The organism is Bacillus cereus group sp. BfR-BA-01350 (genome assembly GCF_022663775.1).
In the GTDB taxonomy this organism is placed as follows: domain Bacteria; phylum Bacillota; class Bacilli; order Bacillales; family Bacillaceae_G; genus Bacillus_A; species Bacillus_A paranthracis.
Window position 1 is genome coordinate 1 of the sequence record NZ_JAKUGD010000004.1, and the last position, 21,012, is coordinate 21,012.

A 21,012-nucleotide genomic window follows, 5' to 3' on the forward strand; every position below is an offset into this window, starting at 1 on the left:
TCATAAAAGAATTAAGGCAAAATTAAAGGGTATGAGCCCAGTACAATACCGGGCTCATACCCTAGAGGCTGCCTAATGAAACGACCTGTCTAACTTTCGGGGGTCACTTCAAATTTGAAGGAGCTTTTTAATATATAGAAATTAGCTTAAAGCAAAGATAACATCTCTTGAAGGGGGCATTTTTTATTATTCATGTTTATTGAGGAGCCTTCGTTTGAAGCAACTTTAACCCCATCCCAATAAAAATCAGTCCTGTTACTTTATTTAGAATCATTCCTACCTTTTGATTTCCTCTTAATTTTTTGGTGACATAGGAAGAGAAATAAGCAACAAATAAACACCACAATAGTCCAGTTACTGTAAAAGTAATTCCTAAAATGATAAAAGGTATAGGACCTGAAGCCTTTGTATCTATAAACTGCGGCAGAAACGCAATAAAGAATAAAGAGACTTTTGGATTCGTAAGACTTGTTAAGAGTCCTTGTAAATATATCTTTCTTTTGATTTACAACCGATAAAACTGATGGGGTGTACCATTCGTATCACGGAGCCAAAACTCACTATTGAATAAATAAAACCCCAGAAATCCAAAGGTCTCTGGGGCTTCCTTATATATTTAGCTCTTTTTGCTTTTTGTTTTGTTTATGTCTATACAGTAATTTTCGACTTATGAGAGAAATCAGTAATAAGATCAATATTAGTACGAAAAGTTGCATAAATGACAAATCAAAATATTTAGCACCAGTAACGATTAAAAGTGTAGAAATTGTGCCTTTTACAACGAAAAAAATAATAACCCATAATCCGCCTTTTTTCCAGTTCATTTTATATTGCCCTTTCCTACGTTTAAATTATTGAAAAATTTAGTGATAGTTTTTGAATGTGATACCTTAATAGAAATCTATTATATGAATATAAGAAATAGACTTTTTCATAAAATTCATGTCCAATTACATACGACGATTCCATAATAAATGAAAATGATATTCAGTGTCAATTTTATTGATTATTTGTACACCTAGTTTTCCATCTCAATCTCTTCCCACTTTGTTTCTTATAAACAATGAACTCTTGCCTTCAAATAAAAACACCTCCATTGCATTTGCACACTTTGTATGCGAATGCAAGAGGTGTTTTTTCATGTACCATCAGGTGCTTTATTTATTCGTTTAAGTTCTTAATACGTACCTATTTTCTAGTACACGATAACTGGATCATACGTGTTCAAACTATCATATACAGTTTTTGCAACGTTAGGGAGAAGATTTACACAACCGCCTGATCCTCCTGTTAAATAAGCATTACTTCCCCAGTCTTTTCGCCAGCCGGCATCGTGGAATCCTTGACCGCTATTTGTGAATGGAACCCAGTAATCTACTTTCACTGCATAATCAGCTTTCCCTACTGCGCTACCTCTTAGCGTATATGGTGTTCGTTTGTATAGAACGTACCACACACCTGGTGATGTATCTTCGCCTGTGCTATGTTTACCCGTTACTACATTTGTTGTGAGGACTAATTTACCATCTTTGTAAATCCAAATTTGTTGATCTGCAATTGAAACTTCTGCATATGTGTCTCCGATACCATTATTCGATGTTGTTTTATAACCGATCCCTTCCTTCTCCCAACCATTTCCGTAAATATTAGAAGCAGAAAGTGATTTTTCGCCTTTCTCAAAGGCTTGCCCAACTTGTTTTGTCTCTTTTTCCACATCTAGTGCCCAGCCGTATCCTTGTCCTTTTACTGATATGACCGAACCAGAATGTGTTTTAAAAGCGAAGTCTTTATGTAATGTAGATTTAGCCTTATTAATTTCAGCAACCTTATTCTTAATATCGCTCGCATCGATTGTCACTTTCATATCCTTTGACATAGAGGCATTTTGAATTAAATCTTTTGCTTTTAATGAATACACTTCATTTTGCACTTTATAATCAACAGACTGCGTAAGAAGATTCTGTAATGCTTTCTCTTCTTTTTTAATAATCGGATCGTTTTCTTTAATAGGCTGTATGTATGCAGACTTTAAATGAATTTCGCTTTTATGCTTCTGCTTATCGTAATCTTTTAGTAAACTCGTAACGTCGTACTGTTTTCCATCAACGCTCTTCGAAATAACAATTTTTCCTTGTTCAAGCTTTGCCATAGCGTCTTGAGGCGCCTTTAATTTTTCATTCATAGACACGAGCTTTTCTTCTACAAGTTTTTTCATCGTTTCACTACGATACTGATCCGCTTCTTTCGATAACAATGAATACTCTTTTTCCTTTGAAGAAGGGAAAAATGTCCACTGACTTTTTAATAGTTTCTTAACTTGCGGCAAATCTTTTTCCGTCAGTTCCGTCTTTGTCTCTTTTTCATCTAAAATTTGTTGTTGATCAATATAAACTTTGTTTGCTAGTCCAGATGTTTTTAATTTCTGTATTGCCTCATCAGCGCTCATACCACCGACTTTTGTATCATTAATCGTAACATTTGAATTGAAGTGAGTTGCCTGATAATAGCTCATTCCTCCAAGGAGAAGTGCAAGTACACCTCCACCTGCTGCGATAAGCTTCCAATTTGTAAAACGTTTTTTGGATCTTACCCGTTTTTTCTCAACTTCTTCAACAGATTCATTTACTGTATTGTTGTTCATCAATCTTTCCCCCGTATACATTAACGTCAATTGATTTTAAACCAAAACCATTGAATAGTGTACCTTATTTTTCCTGAAATTTCATTGTTTTTAACTAGGTTTTATCTCATTTAATCGTTAAAAGTTAGATTTTTTATAGAAAGATATATAAATATGGTAGATAAAGTGAAAAAGGAACCACATCAATCGAGCTATTAAAGGCCCCTAGCATGCCCCGAATTTTGAAGAGTGGTACTCTCCATGAACTTTAACTTAGTGAAATAAATGTTAGAAGGTTCAAGTTAGAGAACAGCACCTTAGAATGTCTTCTACTTATGAAAAATACCCATAAAAAAGGGTCTATATGTAGCCTCCTTTTTGTGAACATTTTAATATCGTACTTTTATAAACATAGCATTCCCCTATGCTTTTCGCTTTTCATTAAGGTTCACAACCTCTACTATCAGGCTAACTCATTTCACCTTATGACCTTTTATCATCAATAATTTAAAAATTCTTTAAACTATTATATATGTTTGTACCACGCTTTATTGATACGTTCAACCTTTACAGGTGTTGAAGTTTTTGACTCATTCTTTGTTATAACCCTATCATTAGAACATCCTGCAATAGTAAGGCAGCATGTAACCAATAAAACCAATAATATAAATTTATTCAAATAGCCACTCCTATATAAGCAAAATATTATATTGAGAAAATTAAACATACCATCGAATCTTTGTAAAAACAATATATTTACTAGTTTTATTTTCATTGGCGGATTAATAGACTCCTTAAGGTACTTTTTTTGCATTTAAAAGGGTAAAACTTCACGTTCATCAAGTCAAGTTTCAATTTCTGTTTAATTCGCTCTCAGAGTTTATTCCCATATAAAAGGTGGCTATTTTTTTCTTACAAACTAAGTATCTCCCAAAATAAAAAACTGTAGACTCCATATATATTTAATCAACTAACTTCTCCCCTGTAACAATCTGAAACAAAGTGTCTGCATTTTTCCCTTCTAATTGAACGTACTGGCTATTCCCCGCTATGATTTCTATTTTATCCTTATTAGGAATTACCCAAATTTGATACAACGTAGCTTTCGCCTCTATTTTCGGATTTTTAAATTGAAAAACAAAATGATAATCAGCTGGACGAGACATTTCCACTTTTTTATTTTCAAAAGTAGTATCCTTTAATATTTTCTTTACTTGCATCACTTCATTATTATCTGTCACTACCTTAAAATCTTCATATTCATTATCACCAATATTTTTTTGCACTTCGATTCTTTGCTCTTCATTTCCTAGTATATTTGAACAGCCAGTTACTATTAATATACAGATAATAATAAAAACTAAAGACACATTTCTATCCTTCATATTCATCTACCTCATTTCATAACAATCCAGATTATTGTAAAATAAAGGTAATTAATTTATGGTTAAAAATATAAATAATATAAGGAAAGGAGTATGATCCATGCAGTTAAAAACATACACTTGGAAAAGTTATACGTTTCTCATTGTAAGCATATTCGTTACGATTAATCTTTTTCTTTTCACACCTATTTTAGACAGAGTTGGGATAGAATAGGTTGTGCCTTTCGCTTACTTCATATTAGCTTCCGCTGTTATAGCAATCCTATTAGCAGTAATATCTTTTTGTAGTCGAAATGAAAGGAAAATTTTAACGATTATCGGTTTATGTTTTACTCTATTTAATACAGCAATTATTTTATTCTTCCTTTGGTTCGGTTACCATTTCACTTAAGTGAAATATAAATAAACTCCATAAGCTACAAATAAAATTAATAAAATAAAAATACCGAGTATCGTGTATATCATCCATTTTAAGTTTGAACTCATATACTCCCCCTTCTGGCCTCCTAACAATTCCAGTATATAACAAAAAGCATTGGATACCCAATGCTTTTTCACACTTACGCGAATAAAGATGTATTCGCATATAAAGCTGGTGAACCACCTGAATGTACGAATAAAATGTTGTCTTCTTTATTAAATGTACCTTTTCTAATTAAGTCGATTAATCCCGCTACTGCTTTACCTGTATACACTGGATCAAGTAAAATACCTTCAGTTTTTGCTAACAGCTGCACTGCTTCCACCATTTCTGGCGTTGGTAACGCGTAACCTGGTCCTACATATTCATCAAAGCATGTAACAGCTTCGCGCGGGATAAAGTTTGGAATACCAACGTGAGCTGAAGTTTCATCTACAAGTTTTGCTACTTTCTCTTCTTGCTCTGCTTTTCCTCTACTTACGTTAATTCCGATTACTGGGATGTGACTTTGTGTTCCAGCAAAACCTGTAATTAAACCAGCGTGCATGCCGCCGCTACCGCTTACGCAAACGACTGAACTGAAATCAATTCCTTGGTCAAATGATTGCGCCATAATTTCTTGCGCACAAGCAACGTATCCCATTGCGCCAGTAGGATTTGATCCACCAACTGGAATGACATATGGTGTATTCCCTTTTTCACTAACTTCTTTCGCTACTTTATGCATCTCTTCCATAAGATCTGCTCCATTTCGTACAACAATTACATTTTCAGCACCTAATAAATGATATAAGAAATAGTTTCCGTTAAAATCTGGCTTCTCTTCTGGCTCAAGCCCTTCTTCTAATACAAGGATACATTTCATTTTTTCTTTTACCGCAGCTGCCAGTGTCAGGCGGCAATGATTGGACTGAATACCACCAGCTGTAATTAACGTATCTGCACCCTTTGCCTGTGCATCCGCAACTAGAAACTCTAACTTTCTCGTCTTATTACCACCAGCTGTTAAACCAAGTAAATCATCTCGTTTAAAATAAATAGTCGGCCCACCAAGTGCTTCAGAAAAATTGTTTAATTTTTCAATTGGTGTATATGACTCTGTATATTTTTTTCTCGGGAATTTAGCTAAATTCATGAATAACGCTCCTTTGTACTTCTTTCACAATGTATGTAACGTTACTATTATTGCATGTAAAAATGATGAAGTCATCTTTCTGGGAGAAAAATGTATTGGACTTCGGTTTTGGTGAATGGAATTGCATTAAAGGTTTTATCTTCAATACGGTACATGAAATTATAATAATGATTTTAACCATATTACGGTACATGAAATTTATATCGACGATTTTTTAATATATCGTTCATAACTTGAAATATATCAACGATTTTTTTAATATATCGACGATTCGACATAAGATATCGACTTACCGACAAAACCTGACAACACAAAAGAACCCACTCGATAAAAAGTAGGCCCTCTTCCAATCATTTATTTGCAGAAAAACGAAGTAGCTGTGTTAATCCTGGTTCTAAATTCATTTCGCCTTTATGGCGTACGTATACGATTTTGTCCCCGTCAAATTTGGGTGGGTTTCCTGGATTATAAGTATGCCACTCGTCCGTTCCTTCTATAGAGTACTTCATGTATTCTGTTGCACCGACGATTACGTTTTTACTATCATCTGCCGTTACATTTGGTGCCATTTGTGCAATTTTCGAATCACTAATTAATAATTTCTTTATTTCCTTATCACGTTTGTAATCGTAAGCTGTCACCATTACATCGCTACCATATGCTTTCACTTGCAACCCTTGTTTGAATGAATAACCATCAGGAGCAGTCTTCTCTCCTCTATTTGGTCCAGCCGACATCCAGCCCGTTTCAATACCACCTGTATTTACAACTGTAAATCCTTTTTTATCTCCGCCTGCAATTTTCTTTTTACCAGCCCAGTCTGGCAAGTTTAAATCCCAGTGCGTGTGACTCGTAAAGAAAACAACTTGTGGATAGTCTTTTAATATATCATACAACTTATCGACATTTAAATAATCTTGTAAGTATGGTGATTGTCTTGATCCAGACACAGTATCAGGTAAAACGTGATGAGAGAAAATGAAAATTGGTTTATTTTTATCTTTTTGGCTGTACTCTTCTAAATTTTGTTTTAACCAACCTAATTGCTCATCACTCATATATACTTCATCCCACATTTTTGAATCGTGGTATTTCATATATTTTTCAGTTCCTAAAAATAGAAGCGGATAACCATCTAATTCTTTTTTATGATATACCTTTTCTTGTCCGCTAAATTTCAGATAGCGGTTAAATAGCGTTTCTTCTGTTACACCATTTGGCCATGTACTTTGAGAGAGCTTCCCATCAGCTGTCCATTTACCAGCATAAAACTCATGATTCCCAACAGCTGACCATACATTCTCGGGATGCTTATTTTTGTTTAACACACGCTTCACATCATCATATTGTGACTGTTGTCCAGTTGGCGTTATATCCCCATTCATAATAAGTGCTCTAGAAAGTGGCGTTACTTTATTCATATCTTTTAATACATGATCAAAATCTCCTAAATCACCTTGAATGTCACTAATAACGTTAAAAGTTGTAGCTGATTTTCGAACTTGCTCTTTCCCTTCCGCATGTGCTGAAAATGTCGGTAATAATGCCGCCATAACTGCTAACGAAGCAACTGTCTTTTTCATACAAATTCTCCCCCTAATAATAGAATGTACAAACTGACATGTTCTGCTTTCTCTTAGGTGCTTGTCCAATTCACATTATAAGGAGGGATTGTAAAGATAGATGGAGTAAAAAATTAAGTGTTTTTTAAAAGATTTTGTTGTTTTTTGCACTCCACAATTAGTGATTCACGCCAATCTAGCTTTCTAGCCTTTAACATTACATACATGTAAATTTTGATGTTAATTTTTTTCGTTTCATACGTTGTTTTTTATTACTTTTAATTTTCGGGAAAAACCCACTAATTAATAGCGTTATAATCCATGCCATTATTAGAATGAAATTTATTGTATTACCGGAATTCAAACTAAAAACTCTCCACAAATAAGCAGCACAAAAAATGAGAACAGCAGTAACAACAAGTAAAAATGTCCTAACTACTAATCCGATGTAAGATTTCTTCTCTTGCTTAAAAATGAAAGTTCTTCTACCTTTGTACAATCTAATCACAAATAGTAGCAAATATATACTAAGTGTGGCGCCAATAACAATTGATGTAATGAAGTTAGTTTTTCTCTGCTCTGCTAGAAAAAAGTAACTTTCAGGTAATTTTCCCGTTTCATATTCAATCCATGCGTGGTAAATATCCTGTCTTAAGTCTATACCACCTTCACCATTTGTAAGGATTACCAATCCATCCTTTGTATTAGGAATAAAACCATAAAAAGAATGCCAGCCTTGATTGTCACCAGAATGATAAAGTAATTTCCATTGATTAGATAGTTTTTTTTCAAATATACCTAAACCGTTCTCCCCTAATACTGGCTTTTGCATTTCCTCAACACGTTCACTTTTGATGACACCATTCCCTTTATTATTTGCATCCATGCTTGCAAGTATCAATGTCATCATATCGGTAACATTTGTCTTAAGACCTGCAGCAGCCCGTTCGGTAAATTGGTAACTAGGGAGCTCCTCTCCAAAATATCCATAAGCTTTTGAAAGGTTATGGTTTTCAGGACGTTGTAAAAATGAACTAGATTTCATTCCTAAAGGTTTCATAATTTGTTCTTCCATATAACGATCAAACGGTATTCCGGTAACTTCTTCAATTACAAGTTGTAAAATTGTATATCCGCCACCAGAGTAAATTGTTTCTGAACCTGGTTTATTGGTAACCTCCACCGGTTCATTAAGCCATCCTTTTCCAGACAGAGACTCCTCAATAGAGTCAAGATGTTTCCCTGGTGCAATCCCGAGGTATCCTTTATGTGCAGATAGCCCTGCAGTATGACTTAACAATCTTCTTATGGTTACTTCATTATTATTAAACTCTGAATTAGGTAATTTCCATTTGGTCAGATATTTTCCAACGGGATCATCTAGTAATAAACGTCCTTCATCTACAAGATGCAAGATTCCCCATGCTGTAAGACTTTTAGATATGGAACCAGCCTGAAACAAAGTATCATCACTCACCGCTTTTTTTGTCTTTTTATCTACATAACCGTAGTTAAGTGTATAAGCAATACGTCCCTCATGCACAATTCCCATTGCAACCCCTGGTACCGCATAATTTTCCTGCCATTTTGGTACCTGTTCATCCAGCTTTTTTTTGAAATCCTCTATACTCCTATCAGTCAGCATGCCCGATTCTGCCCTCGCTACTTTCATAAACCACACTTCATTTGTAATTAGCATACAAATAATTAAACATAAAATACCTTTACATATTATCGACGCTTTTTGTCTATTCTTCATTTGTCCTACCCCCTTTTTCAGAATATTCTTTCCGTCACTCAGAATATCCCATTCATTTATCTAGTTCTATCGATTTTTATTACTTAACCTTACAAAATTGTAATAAAAAGCAAAGAACTAAGGTTTTACTGTTTTTTATTGAATTTAATACGAAAAAAAGACACAGAGATTCCTCCCCATGCCTACTAATTCCTTACTTCTTCACCGCATGCACATAATGCACCGTCTCAAAAGCTTCTAAATAATCATTTCGTCCTTCAAAATATAATTTATTTATGTCCTCTGGTGATAAGTGCTCATAAATGAGTAAGCCCGCCTTCGCTAACAGTGCTTCCATTTCGCGATAAGAATAACACGATTTCATCGGTTCTCCGCCTACTGCAGCCATTTTCACCATGTTTTCCACTCGATTAGACAATCCCTTTTCCGTAAATAAGTTTTCATCTGGATAATCAAAAATGATAGAACTCCCTTCTGGAACCATTTCAAATAGACATTCTATTAAACTAGAAAGTTCCTCTTTCGTTAAATAATACGTAACACCTAATAGGCTAAAGAAGGTCTTTTTATTTTCAAATCCTTCATTCTGTAACTGTTCATAGGAAAATCCTTTGGTAAAATCCATTGAAACAAAATGAAGGTGATTTGGAACTTCAAGTTCTGCTTCTTTTATTCTTTCCTTCTTAAACTGCTGCGTAGAAGGATGATCCACTTCAAATACTTCTATTTTATTTTCTAGTTCTCGGTGTCTAAAGCTGAATGTATCCAATCCCGCACCGAGTATCACGTATTGTTTCGCTCCCAGCGTAATCTCGTGTAGTAATACTCTTTCACAATATGCCGCACGCGCTAAAGGTGTTGGTGATAATTGAACTTGTGTAATCCATTTTAATATTTCTTGTGGATTATCTTGAAACTGCTTTGCAATGTCTGTATTGAAAAAATGTATTCCTTGAACCATGTTCATTTCAATGTCGTTACGTTCTTTTTGAGAAATGAACTCTTTAGCTACATAATCATCAAAGATTTTCGGATTATCAAATTTACTATGATATGCCCTTCCGAAAGCTGATACTAACGACGTTATACTTGCTTCACCTTTTTTCACGCACATACACTCCTTCATTTTCACAACAAAAATAGGGTTCCCCTGGCCAGGAGAACCCTATTATACACTTTATTTTTATATTGGTAAATTATAGCATAAATAAGTTTTTTTGTCAAGTTTCCAGCCTACTATCACTCCGACACTTTGTATATTCTCTAGCAGGAAAATTGTCGATTCACACAGAATATTCCAGACTATAACAATACACATGGAGGCCAATATGAAACGATTCGTCATTATTACAGTAGGAAAAACACACAGCGGAAAAACTACATTTGCAAGAGCATTAGAAAAAGAGTTACCCCACTCTTTCGTTATGGATCAAGATAACCAAGCAGAATTTATTAACACTCATTATGAAAAATTACAACCAGCTGAAGGCCCTAATATATTTAAGCACGGCCTTTCGAAATTCATTGTTGATTATGCAAAAGAACATACAAATTTACACCTTATTATTAGTAACTCCAATCGCAGTAAAAACGGAAGGTTATATTTACTAAACGAATTATTTCCACAAAATGAATATGTACGCATACTCGTTCATTTTGACATTCCAGATGATGTACTTTACGAAAGAGTGGCTCGAAGCACACGTAGTACGAATATTTTTAGAGGTGGTTATTCTAGTTTTAAAGAAGTGCTAGATCGACAACAGGCTGAATCACTTCACAATGATGTGATAGATCCTGTAGAAAACGAGGCTGATTATTTGTTTGTTATTCGCAATAGTAAAGATGTAAGCTTTACTATTGAAGAAATTGTTCATCTTGCTAAAGATTTGTCCCCTACCCCAAAATAAAAGAATTTAAAAATTACATAATGATAGATTATTATGCAAATCCTTCCTCTAAGCGCCTAACATAGTATATAATGATAAGATAATCTACTTCTATATGCTCATTTTTACACAAAACAGTTCATGCATATGAAAGAAAAGAGGTACAAAAATATGAAAACAAAACAAACAATCGCTGCGTCTACACTAGCTTTAGCAATGATTGCTGGCGCAAACTCTGCTCATGCGGAAGTAACTGATGCTACTCCTCAGCAAAGTACGGGAGATCGATTAGCTGAAATTAAGCAACATAAACAAGAGTTAGATGCGAAATTGCAGCAACACAAAGAAAACGTAGATCAAACATTGAATGAACTTAACAAAGTTAAGGAAAATGTTGATACGAAGGTGAATGAACTACACGAGCGTAAACAAGTTGCCGATGAAAAAATTAACGAAATTAAGCAACGTAAAGAAGAGTTCGATGCAAAACTTCAGCAAGACAAGCAAATCGCCGCAGATAAAATCGCTGAAATAAAAGAGCATAAAAAACAAGTAGAAGATAAAGTTGCTGAAGTGAAAGAACATAAGCAAAATATCGATAATAAGGTTAATGAGATTAAAGAACATAAACAAACTGTCGATGAAAAAGTGAATGAAATGAAACAACATAAAGAGAACATCGATCAAAAGGTTAATGAACTTAAGGAAGTTAAAAAACAAGTCGATGAAAAGTTAGCTGAGTTAAAGAAAGCGAAACAAACTGCTGAGGACAAACTTGCTGAGCTAAAAGAAAACAAACCGAATACTGGTAACACGTTAGAGGAACTTAAGAAAATTAAAGGCAATTTAGATAGCCTTTCCGCTAACTTAGAACTAGCGAAACAAGATGTAAAAAACAAACTAGCTGCATTACAAGAAGCTAGACAAGATTTAATCAATAAAATTAACGAAATGAAACAATCGAAACAAACTGTTTCAGACGATTTATCAAAGAAAAAACAAGACTTAGATATTAAAATCAACGACTTTAAACATACTGAGAAAAAAATTGATGACAAATTAGCTGAGATACATACAACGAAGCAAAATGTAGATAACAAGATCAATGAAGTATCTCAATCGAAACAAACAGAAACAAAGACTGGTACTACAAATGCAAACAATAATGCTAGAGAACTTCCTAACGCTGGTAGTGAGCAATCAAATAATATGGCTTTAGGTATGTTATCTGTATTAGGCGGGATTTTATTAGTGACACGAAATAAAATTAAAACGTTATTCTCAAAATAAAGCCATTATACTTATTAGAAATAATTATACAAAGGCCAACCGCATGTACGGTTGGCCCTATTTCTTTATATTAATTGTCCATCTCTTAGCGTCAATATCCGATCACATACATCAAGCATTCTTTCATCATGTGTAATCATAATTGCTGCTTTTTGGCTCTCCTTCACTTCACGTTTCATCATTTCAACAACTTCACGTGCGCGTTTTGAGTCTAAGCTTGCCGTTGGCTCATCCGCTAATATTAAATCTGGGTTATTCATGAACGCACGAGCAATTGCTACCCTTTGTTTTTCCCCACCAGATAGTTGATTTGGATAATGATTTTTTCTTTCTCCTAATCCAAATGCTGCTAATAAATGATCCGCACGCTTTTCTGATTCTTGTTTACTTTCTTTTTTCAGCTTAGCAATGTAAAGTAACTGTTCCTTCACATTTAAATATGGAACAAGGTTTGCAAACTGGAAAATGAAGCCGATTTTTTTCAAACGAATGTCTGTCATTTCCTTTTCTGATAACTTCGTAATATTTTGCTCACGAATGTAAATATCCCCTTTTGACGGTGATAATAGTGCACCCGCGATTGATAATAACGTACTTTTCCCTGATCCAGAAGGACCGACGATTCCGATAAATTCTCCAGCTTTTACATCAAGCGATATCGGATGAAGGGCTGTTACTTCCGTATTCCCTTCCCCATACACTTTACTTACTTTGTCTAGTTTTAATAATGAAGTCATTACATCCCGCCTCCAATTGCTTCTAGCGCATCAACTTTTAATACTTGGTATAACGAAATAAGTGTTCCTAAAATACTAATGACGATAAAGATTGCTGCATATTGTGCAATCATCGATGTTGTTAATAAGAACGGCATACCTGCTGGTAAAATTTGTTCTAATCCTTGTACAAGAACGATACTGATTACCATCGCAACGACTGATAAGAATAACGCCTGCACGACTAAGCTATTTGCTAAATACGAGTTCTTCGTACCGATTGCTTTTAATACACCTAATTGCTGTGTTTTTTGCAGTGTAATGACGTAGAAGAATACACCGATTAATAAAGCAGCGATTACAAGTAAGAATGCAATGATCATCGTTAATGTTCCTTGCTCTTCTTTAAATCCTGGAATACTTTGTAGCACTTCTTTTTTGTCAATTACGTGTGCATTTTTAATCTCTTTATCTGTGTTAAGTGCAATTGCACTATAATCTTTTTGGTTTGGTTGCGAAATAGCGCCCCATACGTCTTCATTTACATAAACGACTGGTGTATGGCTAAACATTTGATCTTTCGTAAATCCAACGATTGTAAATTCTTTCTTTGAAACAGGATCAATAATTGTATCCCCAATATCGATTCCTTTTTCTTTAATTGATTCGTCAGCAACCATTTCGTTATTTGCTGTACTTAATTTCTCACCTTTTACAATGTTCGGTTCTAAAAATGTATCGCGTTCACTTGAGAAAATAGCGATATCAACCTTTTTTGAACTATCTTTCTTTTCATACGTTGAAACTTTCACACGAAACGGAACGGCCTCTTTCTCGCCTACTTGATTGACTACGTTATCTACATCGTCTTTCTTAATTTGTGAACGAAGTAATTTATTTTCCGCATCATCTGCTAAAACGAACTTATTTGCCTCCATATTTTGAATCGATGAAGCATTATCATATGATAATCCATTTGCTAATCCTGAAATCACAAGGACTAAAAATGATAATAAAACCATGATAAGTCCGATTAATCCGTATCTTAATTTTGATTGTTTCAATTCACGCAGAGCTAAAAACATTTCGCTCGCTCCTTCCTCTTTCTTTCTATGCACTTATCATAAAAAAGAAATATGAACGGAATATGAACAGAAGATTACAGAGGAAAGATTAAATTTTCAGAAAGTATTGAAAATAAATAGAATCCTTGATACAATTCAGTCAAATAATATTGACCGAGTAATTTTATTAAAGGAGTTGATCATATTGAAGCCCATGTTCACACTAACTACTTATAGCCAACTAAAAGCAATGAGCGATCCACTACGTGTCGAAATGATGATGCGTCTATGCGAACGTCCTTATACAGGACAACTACTATCTGAGAAATTCGGCATTTCAAGGGCGAAAATTCATTATCATTTAAAAGAATTAGAGAAAAATGGTTTTATAGAAATCGTATATACAGAAGAAAAAAATGGCATCGTTCAAAAGTTTTATCAATCTGTCGCTAGAGGCTTTACCCCTGCTGCCGAACTATTACCTCATTTAGAAATAGTAAGTGAATCAGGTCGCCAAATCTTTTTACAAATGATAGAAAGAACGAAAAGTCATATTCTTGCTGCACCCGAAGAAGCTTTTACATTAAGAAAAGAAAGTGAAGACCCGGCTGAGTGGAATTACGTTTCATCTTGCTGGGAGTTTGATGCTACGCCAGAACAATTTCAAGTGTGGGTGAAAAAATTTCATCAATTGATGGCTGAATTAAATGAAATCGCAAAAGACGCGGATAAAGATCCAAATAGTAAATCTTATTACATTTCTACTACTGCACTTCAAATCGCAGAGAGAACAATGCAGCAATTTGTTAAAGAAGAAGAAAAATCGTAATACGATTTTTTTTACATAAACGGTCAAATTTATTTTACCGAATAAATTTATCCGACATTAACGGGCAGTAAAATTCCAACCTCAAAATTCAACTAAAAAAAGAAGTTAGGTGGGAGATTAACTGCCCGTAAACGTCCGATTGGTGGGGGCTAATAATCAGTGGGGATGAACCTCCCACTGATTAAAGTTTCACTTTATTATAAAGGAGTAGATAAAATGGACATATTAAAAAATCGGAATTTCCTCTTATTATTTTTAGGAAGAATTTTCACCAACATAGGAGATAGCTTATATTACGTAGCAGCAATGTGGCTCGTATATAAGCTAAGTGGTAATCCTTTTTATTCTGGATTGGCTGGTTTCCTTACGTTACTACCTTCTGCATTACAATTTCTTACCGGCCCATTCGTTGATAGATGGCCAATTAAAAACACCCTCGTCATCACACAAGTTTTGCAATGCATTCTTATATTAATCATTCCTATTACACACTACTTCGACCTATTAACAGTCCAACTACTACTCATCATCATGCCCATCGTAGCCTTTATCGAACAATTCGCCTATCCTGCACAGTCAAAAGCTTTACCACTTCTACTGCATAAAACACAATTATTAAAAGGAAACTCTCTCTTCTCATTTGCGTATCAAGGCATTGATTTAATTTGTACGACGCTTTCTGGAATATTAGTAGCACTATTTGGCGCGATCACTTTATATGTAATTGACTCTTTCACATTCGCGATTACTGCTCTTTTGTTCTTTTCATTGAAAATACCAAAGCAAACCGAAACAGGTACAACACTTTCAACTAAACAATATTTCTCTGATTTAAAAGAAGGTTTTTCAATCGTCTTCCGTTCCTTAATGGGCGTATTCTTAATCGGTTCCGTTGTCGCTAATTTTTCAATTGGTATGACGATGGCCATACTCCCTTCTTTCGCTGATTCTTTAGGGGGCGTGAAATCATATGGCTTCTTCTTAGCTGCTATATCAGCAGGTAGTCTCATCGGTGCATTATTCAGTTCATGGGTTGGCAAACGTAACGTTGGCCGCGTCTCCATTATTAGTTTTGCGGCCGGCGCTTTCTTTTGGTTCCTCTCTACAATTGTACCGTTTCAATGGCTATCTATTCTCTTATTTGGTCTAGCTTGGATTCCAATTGGTGCGACCAACATATTATTTGCGACAATTAGCCAAATTGTAATTCCAAATCAATATATTGGACGCATCAATTCAGTCATGCGAAGTATGGGCACAATTGCTATGCCGCTTGGTTCTTTAATTGGTGGATATGCTGCAAATGTATTTAGTAGCCAACTTATTTTTGCGCTCGCTAGCATCGGGATTTTATTTATTTCTCTCGTATGGTTACTTCATCCGAAATTACGGGCATTGCCGAAAGCTGATGAGATTACAGCGGATACTTTTGGGGTTCGGTTTAAGGAAGAGCGCGGGAAAGGTGCGGCTTTATAATAGGAGTTAGGGTACGTGAAATTTATATCGGCGATTTTTCAAATATATCAGCGCAACTCGAATTATATCGGCGATTTTCACAATATATCGGCGTAACTCAAATTATATCAGCGATTTTTCGATTATATCGACTTACCGACAAAAAACGACAAAAAGAAGAGGCCGTTCCCAAACAGCCTCTTCCCTCTATTTTGGAAGCTCCACTCGAACAGTCGTCCCTTCCCCTTTCATGCTATAAACCGAAACAGTTCCGTTATGCAGTTCAACAATCTTCTGCACAATCGATAATCCTAAACCGCTACCTTCTACGTTTCTTGCCCTTGCTGTATCCACCTTATAAAAACGATCAAAAATACGATCCATTTCTTCTTTTTCCATGCCGATTCCGTTATCTGATATAGAGATGATAACGCTAGACTCTAACTCTTCGACAAAAAACTCAATGGTCCCACCATCATTTGAAAACTTGATGCTATTCGTGAAAATGTTACTCCATACTTGATGAAGTAAGTTCTCATCACCTTTTATAGTGATATCTGGCACATCAAATTCAACTGCAATATCTTTCTCGCGCCATTTCCACTCGAGCATAAAAATGACGTCTTTAATTTGCTTCTGCAAATTGAATTCTTTTATTTGTAACACTTTCTCTTCTTTATCTAATGAAGCGAGCGTCAGTAACTGTTTACATAAACTAGACATTCGCTTACTTTCCCCCTCAATAATTTGTAAGTAATGGTTTCTTTCTTCCTCACTCATCTTTTCTGTTTGTAACGTCTTTGAAAAACCTTGTATAGAAGAAAGCGGCGACTGGAATTCATGTGAAACGTTCGAAACAAATTCTTGTCTCATTTCATCTAATTCTTTTATACTTTTCGTCATCTTTTGGAAGCTTGTAGATAACGTTCCTATTTCATCTTTTCGTTTTACATCTAATTCGATTTCATATTCACCACTCGCAATTTTTTGCGTCGCGTTCGTAAATTTACGAATGGGACGAACGATATATCCTGCTGCAATCGCTATAAAGATAATACTTAATAGTACAATAAACCCAAGTAATACCGCTAAGAAAATTCGCATCTCGCCAAATTGGTTTTGAATGTCAGGACGAATAAATAACGCGTACTGTTTATCACCGTGCTTTAGCGGTACACCGACACTATTTATTAATTCATTATCGAAAAAACCGGTAATAAATAGGCGAGTCGGATATGTAGAAACACCATTAAATATTTCGCCATTCAATACTTTATGAACGGCATCGTCACTAATAGACGTCTTACGAAACGCATTGCCGATACGCTTCCCATTCTTTTTATCGTCAACAATATAAATTTCATACCCTAACTTCGCAATAGATTGTAAGTACGTCTCTTGATTTTCTTCACTTTGTTTTTCATATAACGATTTAACTTCTTCCGCATATTTTAAAATCTTTTCACTATTGTACGGTTTTAACTTCACTTGATAATATACGTTCGTTAATAAAAAGCCGATAATACTACTAAGTAGCATAATACCGACTGTCATAAATACAAATCTAGAATATAGTGATTTCATTTTATTTCAGCTCCAACTTATACCCGAGTCCGCGTACTGTCGTAATTTGAAAATCATCCGTTCGTTTTGAGAAACGATCTCGGAGCCTTTTCACATGAACATCAACTGTTCGTTCATCCCCTTCAAAATCCATTCCCCATACTAGCTCAATTAATTCTTCTCTTGAAAATGTTCTTCCAGGATAGCTAGCAAGTTGCGATAATAACTCAAATTCCTTTAATGGAAGCAAAATCGTCTGCCCGTTACACTTCACCTCAACACCTTTACGATCAATTGTTGTCCTGTGAAGTGTAATTATGTCAGCACTTAGCATTTGATAACGGCGTAATAAAGCTTTCATACGGAAAATGACTTCAGCTGGTTCAAATGGTTTTACAATATAATCGTCCGTACCAGAAATGAATCCTTTTTCTTTATCAACTAACTGATCTTTCGCCGTTAATAAAATAACAGGAATATCATGATACTTACGAATTTCTTCACATAACGTATAGCCATCAACGAACGGCATCATAATGTCTACAATCGCAAGATGAATATTTTCCTTCTCTAGTACTTCTTGCGCTACCTTTCCATCTTCCGCTTCAAAAACTTTAAACCCCTCTTTTTGTAAATGATAATGTAATAACTCTCTAATATGTTTATCGTCATCAGCTAATAAAATATGTATCATCTTCATTAAACCCTCTCTTGTTCATCCTTCTACATCCTTACATTAAGAAACAATTAGATTTTTTGCAAGAAAAAGAAAAGGATTCCTTAGAAGATACTTTTGTTATCATTGTGAGCAGCTGCTTTATTTTTCTTATAACTTGGTGATGTTGTACTCTGATGTACGAATAAGTGATCTATTACTTTTTTAGTAAGTGGCATAAAGAAATTCAGTAATAGCCCACCTAAACAAACAGTTAATATAGTCCCAACACCAATTGGTCCATGTAAAATCGTTGCCATTATTAAGAATATAAGGTAAATACATGTTCGTGCTATAAAGATATTCGTTCTAGTTAATTCTTGTATGATTAAAGTTAATCGGTCAATTGGAATGGGAGCAAAATTTGTTTGTAAATATATTGCAGTTCCTAATCCTGTAATAACTAATCCGATTCCAAAATAAATCATTTTACTGTACCATATTTCAGGTGTAATTAAATGGCGTAATAAAAATAGCCACACATCAATACCAATACCCGTTATGAATGCTGTTAACAGCCCTAGTACCTCTGGTCTTTTTCTTTTTAATATCGAATTACAACATATTAATAATAAAGCTATTATTATTTCCCAGCTTCCCACAGTAAGCCCCACATTTAAAGAAAGTCCTACTAAAAGTGCATCAAAAGGTGAAGTGCCAAAATCTGATTGTATTGTGAAAGAAATACCAAGGGTTAATATTAAAATTCCTAATACATAAAAAACATACTTCATTTTAATCAACCTCTTCATCGTTTTTTTGTTGCATTTACAATAAAAATATTTTATATTAAATGTAACTTCAAATTGTTGTATTTGCAACAAAAATAAAAGGTAAGGAGTTCATTATGAAAGAAATTCTTCGTGAAATTGGCATGATTGCAAGGGCGTTAGATTCCATTAGTAATATAGAATTTAAAGAATATGAGCTTACAAAAGGTCAGTATTTGTATCTTGTGCGAATATGTGAAAACCCAGGAATCATTCAAGAAAAGCTATCTGAGATGATAAAAGTAGATCGTACAACTGCAGCCCGGGCTATCAAAAAGCTTGAAATCAATGGATTTATCGAAAAGAAAGAAGATGAATCTAACAAAAAAATTAAAAAACTTTTCCCGACAGAAAAAGGAAAAAATGTTTATCCTTTCATTAAGAGAGAAAATGATTATTCCAATACTGTTGCATTAGAGGGATTTTCGGAAACAGAAGCGGAAACTATTTCTAACCTTCTTCAAAGAGTAAGAAAAAATATAGAAAAAGATTGGGAATTTGTAAAAAAGGGAAATAAGAGAGATTATTGATTATATAAAGGAGCGAACTATTAATATGACTACACATATAGAAAAGTGCACCCTTAAAGATATACACAAACTTCAAGAAATTAGTTATGAAACATTTAATGAAACTTTTAAACATCAAAACTCACCCGAAAATATGCATCATTATTTGGAAAAGGCATTTAACTTAAAGCAATTAGAAAAAGAATTATCCAATAACTCTTCTCAATTCTTTTTTGTCTACTTCAACGATAAAATTGCTGGGTATCTGAAGATCAATACTGATGATGCTCAGTCTGAAGAAATGGGCGATGAATCACTTGAAGTCGAGAGAATTTATATAAAGAGCTCCTTTCAAAAACATGGTCTTGGAAAATATCTACTAAATAACGCTATCGAAATTGCAATAGCAAATAATAAAAAGAATATTTGGCTAGGCGTATGGGAGAAAAATGAAAATGCTATTGCTTTTTATAAAAAATTAGGTTTTGTACAAGCTGGCTCTCACTCCTTTTATATGGGCGATGACGAACAAGTTGACCTTATCATGATCAAAACACTCATATAACTTTTTTGAGAGGTGGGCTATTATGTATATTCCAAAGTATTTTAAAGTCACAAATGTTGATGAAATTTGGGATTTTGTTCAAAAAAACTCTTTTGGAACAATCGTCACAACAAAAAAAGAGAAACCAATCGCAACTCATTTGCCCTTTGGATTAACTAAAAAAGGTGATGACTATTTTATTACCGGACATATGGCTTATGGGAACCCCCAGTGGAGAACATTTGAAACCTGTGAGAATGTTCTTGTAATGTTTCAGGGACCGCACTCTTATATCTCTTCTTCTTGGTATGAAAATGAAGAAGTTCCAACATGGAATTATCAAGCCGTCCATATATATGGTAAAGCAAGTATTTTAGATAAAGAGGAATTAATAGATGAATTAACCACAATGCTGAAAAAATATGAAGAGCATCGTGAAAATCCAGTATTATGGGATAAACTTTCCCCCACTCTCTTAGAAAATGAACTGAAAGGCATAGTTGGGTTTAAAATTAAAGTAGGAGACATTCAGGCTGCATATAAATTAAGTCAAAATCGAAATGAGACGGATTATATTAATATTATTGAAAAATTGTACAATGAAGAAAATCCAGATGCAAAACAAATGGCGGAACTCATGGGGAGTAGATTAAACAATCACATATAATCCATTGTAATTCAACTCTCACATTTCAAAATTAAAGAACAGACTGGAGCGCTTTATCGGCCGTTTCCTTTAGAACGCAAAAGATTGAACTGAAAGTGAATGGCATTTAATTAAAAAAG

General features: G+C 34.4%; 19 protein-coding genes and 1 pseudogene. 7 read left to right on the forward strand and 13 right to left on the reverse strand.

The annotated features are described in order from the left end of the window. Window positions 1-196: 196 nt before the first annotated feature. The 8 genes and pseudogenes from MR147_RS10585 to MR147_RS10625 all read right to left on the reverse strand — a co-directional run. Window positions 197-499 (reverse strand): annotated as a pseudogene (locus MR147_RS10585) (LysE family translocator); the annotation flags it as partial. 109 nt (window positions 500-608) lie between these two features. After that, on the reverse strand, window positions 609-824 hold the full coding sequence (locus tag MR147_RS10590) for a hypothetical protein (RefSeq protein ID WP_001104100.1): 216 nt from the start codon (window positions 822-824) through the stop codon (window positions 609-611). A gap of 371 nt (window positions 825-1,195) precedes the next feature. Beyond that, window positions 1,196-2,641, reverse strand: a complete 1,446-nt coding sequence (locus MR147_RS10595; RefSeq protein ID WP_242304102.1) for a L,D-transpeptidase family protein — start codon at window positions 2,639-2,641, stop codon at window positions 1,196-1,198. Window positions 2,642-3,582: 941 nt separating this feature from the next. Continuing rightward, window positions 3,583-4,005, reverse strand: a complete 423-nt coding sequence (locus tag MR147_RS10600) for a YhfM domain-containing protein (RefSeq protein ID WP_242304104.1) — start codon at window positions 4,003-4,005, stop codon at window positions 3,583-3,585. Window positions 4,006-4,565: 560 nt separating this feature from the next. Beyond that, the gene (gene cuyA, locus MR147_RS10610) at window positions 4,566-5,561 is read right to left on the reverse strand and encodes a D-cysteate sulfo-lyase (RefSeq protein WP_242304105.1); all 996 of its coding nucleotides are present in this window, start codon (window positions 5,559-5,561) and stop codon (window positions 4,566-4,568) included. Between the two features lie 350 nt (window positions 5,562-5,911). Continuing rightward, a complete protein-coding gene (locus MR147_RS10615; protein ID WP_242304106.1) occupies window positions 5,912-7,144 on the reverse strand; it encodes a DUF4073 domain-containing protein in 1,233 nt (410 codons plus the stop codon). A gap of 196 nt (window positions 7,145-7,340) precedes the next feature. Further along, window positions 7,341-8,882: a serine hydrolase domain-containing protein gene (locus tag MR147_RS10620; protein WP_074609334.1), complete on the reverse strand. Its 1,542-nt coding sequence runs from the start codon at window positions 8,880-8,882 to the stop codon at window positions 7,341-7,343. Between the two features lie 193 nt (window positions 8,883-9,075). Beyond that, a complete protein-coding gene (locus MR147_RS10625) occupies window positions 9,076-9,996 on the reverse strand; it encodes a class I SAM-dependent methyltransferase (protein WP_074609332.1) in 921 nt (306 codons plus the stop codon). 214 nt (window positions 9,997-10,210) lie between these two features. Between MR147_RS10625 and MR147_RS10630 the strand changes: the two genes are divergently transcribed. Together MR147_RS10630 and MR147_RS10635 are read left to right on the forward strand one after the other, a co-directional pair. Then, window positions 10,211-10,792, forward strand: a complete 582-nt coding sequence (locus MR147_RS10630; protein WP_074609331.1) for an ATP-binding protein — start codon at window positions 10,211-10,213, stop codon at window positions 10,790-10,792. A gap of 150 nt (window positions 10,793-10,942) precedes the next feature. Beyond that, window positions 10,943-12,061, forward strand: coding sequence for an LPXTG cell wall anchor domain-containing protein (locus MR147_RS10635; RefSeq protein WP_242304108.1), 1,119 nt, complete (start codon window positions 10,943-10,945; stop codon window positions 12,059-12,061). Window positions 12,062-12,126: 65 nt separating this feature from the next. On the opposite strand, the gene MR147_RS10640 is transcribed toward MR147_RS10635, so the two are convergent. After that, window positions 12,127-12,798, reverse strand: a complete 672-nt coding sequence (locus MR147_RS10640) for an ABC transporter ATP-binding protein (RefSeq protein WP_000202587.1) — start codon at window positions 12,796-12,798, stop codon at window positions 12,127-12,129. Then, a complete protein-coding gene (locus MR147_RS10645) occupies window positions 12,798-13,862 on the reverse strand; it encodes an ABC transporter permease (protein ID WP_242304110.1) in 1,065 nt (354 codons plus the stop codon). Before MR147_RS10645 ends, MR147_RS10640 begins: the two co-directional genes overlap by 1 nt. 184 nt (window positions 13,863-14,046) lie before the next feature. On the opposite strand from MR147_RS10645, the gene MR147_RS10650 reads away from it, so the two are divergent. Continuing rightward, on the forward strand, window positions 14,047-14,670 hold the full coding sequence (locus MR147_RS10650) for an ArsR/SmtB family transcription factor (RefSeq protein ID WP_242304111.1): 624 nt from the start codon (window positions 14,047-14,049) through the stop codon (window positions 14,668-14,670). A 216-nt stretch (window positions 14,671-14,886) separates the two neighbouring features. Further along, the gene (locus MR147_RS10655) at window positions 14,887-16,146 is read left to right on the forward strand and encodes an MFS transporter (protein WP_074609356.1); all 1,260 of its coding nucleotides are present in this window, start codon (window positions 14,887-14,889) and stop codon (window positions 16,144-16,146) included. Window positions 16,147-16,332: 186 nt separating this feature from the next. Here MR147_RS10655 and MR147_RS10660 read toward each other — a convergent pair whose 3' ends face one another. The 3 genes from MR147_RS10660 to MR147_RS10670 all read right to left on the reverse strand — a co-directional run bounded on the left by MR147_RS10660 (window position 16,333) and on the right by MR147_RS10670 (window position 19,137). After that, entirely contained in the window at window positions 16,333-17,709 is a 1,377-nt protein-coding gene (locus MR147_RS10660; protein ID WP_242304113.1) for a sensor histidine kinase, read from the reverse strand. Between the two features lies 1 nt (window position 17,710). Then, a complete protein-coding gene (locus MR147_RS10665; protein WP_242304114.1) occupies window positions 17,711-18,388 on the reverse strand; it encodes a response regulator transcription factor in 678 nt (225 codons plus the stop codon). Between the two features lie 80 nt (window positions 18,389-18,468). Then, window positions 18,469-19,137, reverse strand: coding sequence for a YczE/YyaS/YitT family protein (locus MR147_RS10670; protein WP_242304115.1), 669 nt, complete (start codon window positions 19,135-19,137; stop codon window positions 18,469-18,471). 113 nt (window positions 19,138-19,250) lie between these two features. On the opposite strand from MR147_RS10670, the gene MR147_RS10675 reads away from it, so the two are divergent. Genes MR147_RS10675 through paiB form a run of 3 tightly spaced genes read left to right on the forward strand, consistent with a single transcriptional unit; the run spans window position 19,251 to window position 20,893 of the window. After that, window positions 19,251-19,703, forward strand: a complete 453-nt coding sequence (locus MR147_RS10675; protein WP_000658984.1) for a MarR family winged helix-turn-helix transcriptional regulator — start codon at window positions 19,251-19,253, stop codon at window positions 19,701-19,703. A 25-nt stretch (window positions 19,704-19,728) separates the two neighbouring features. Next, entirely contained in the window at window positions 19,729-20,247 is a 519-nt protein-coding gene (gene paiA, locus MR147_RS10680; RefSeq protein WP_000207065.1) for a spermidine/spermine N(1)-acetyltransferase, read from the forward strand. 22 nt (window positions 20,248-20,269) lie between these two features. Then, window positions 20,270-20,893, forward strand: a complete 624-nt coding sequence (gene paiB / locus MR147_RS10685) for a protease synthase/sporulation negative transcriptional regulator PaiB (protein ID WP_074609321.1) — start codon at window positions 20,270-20,272, stop codon at window positions 20,891-20,893. Window positions 20,894-21,012 lie beyond the last annotated feature (119 nt).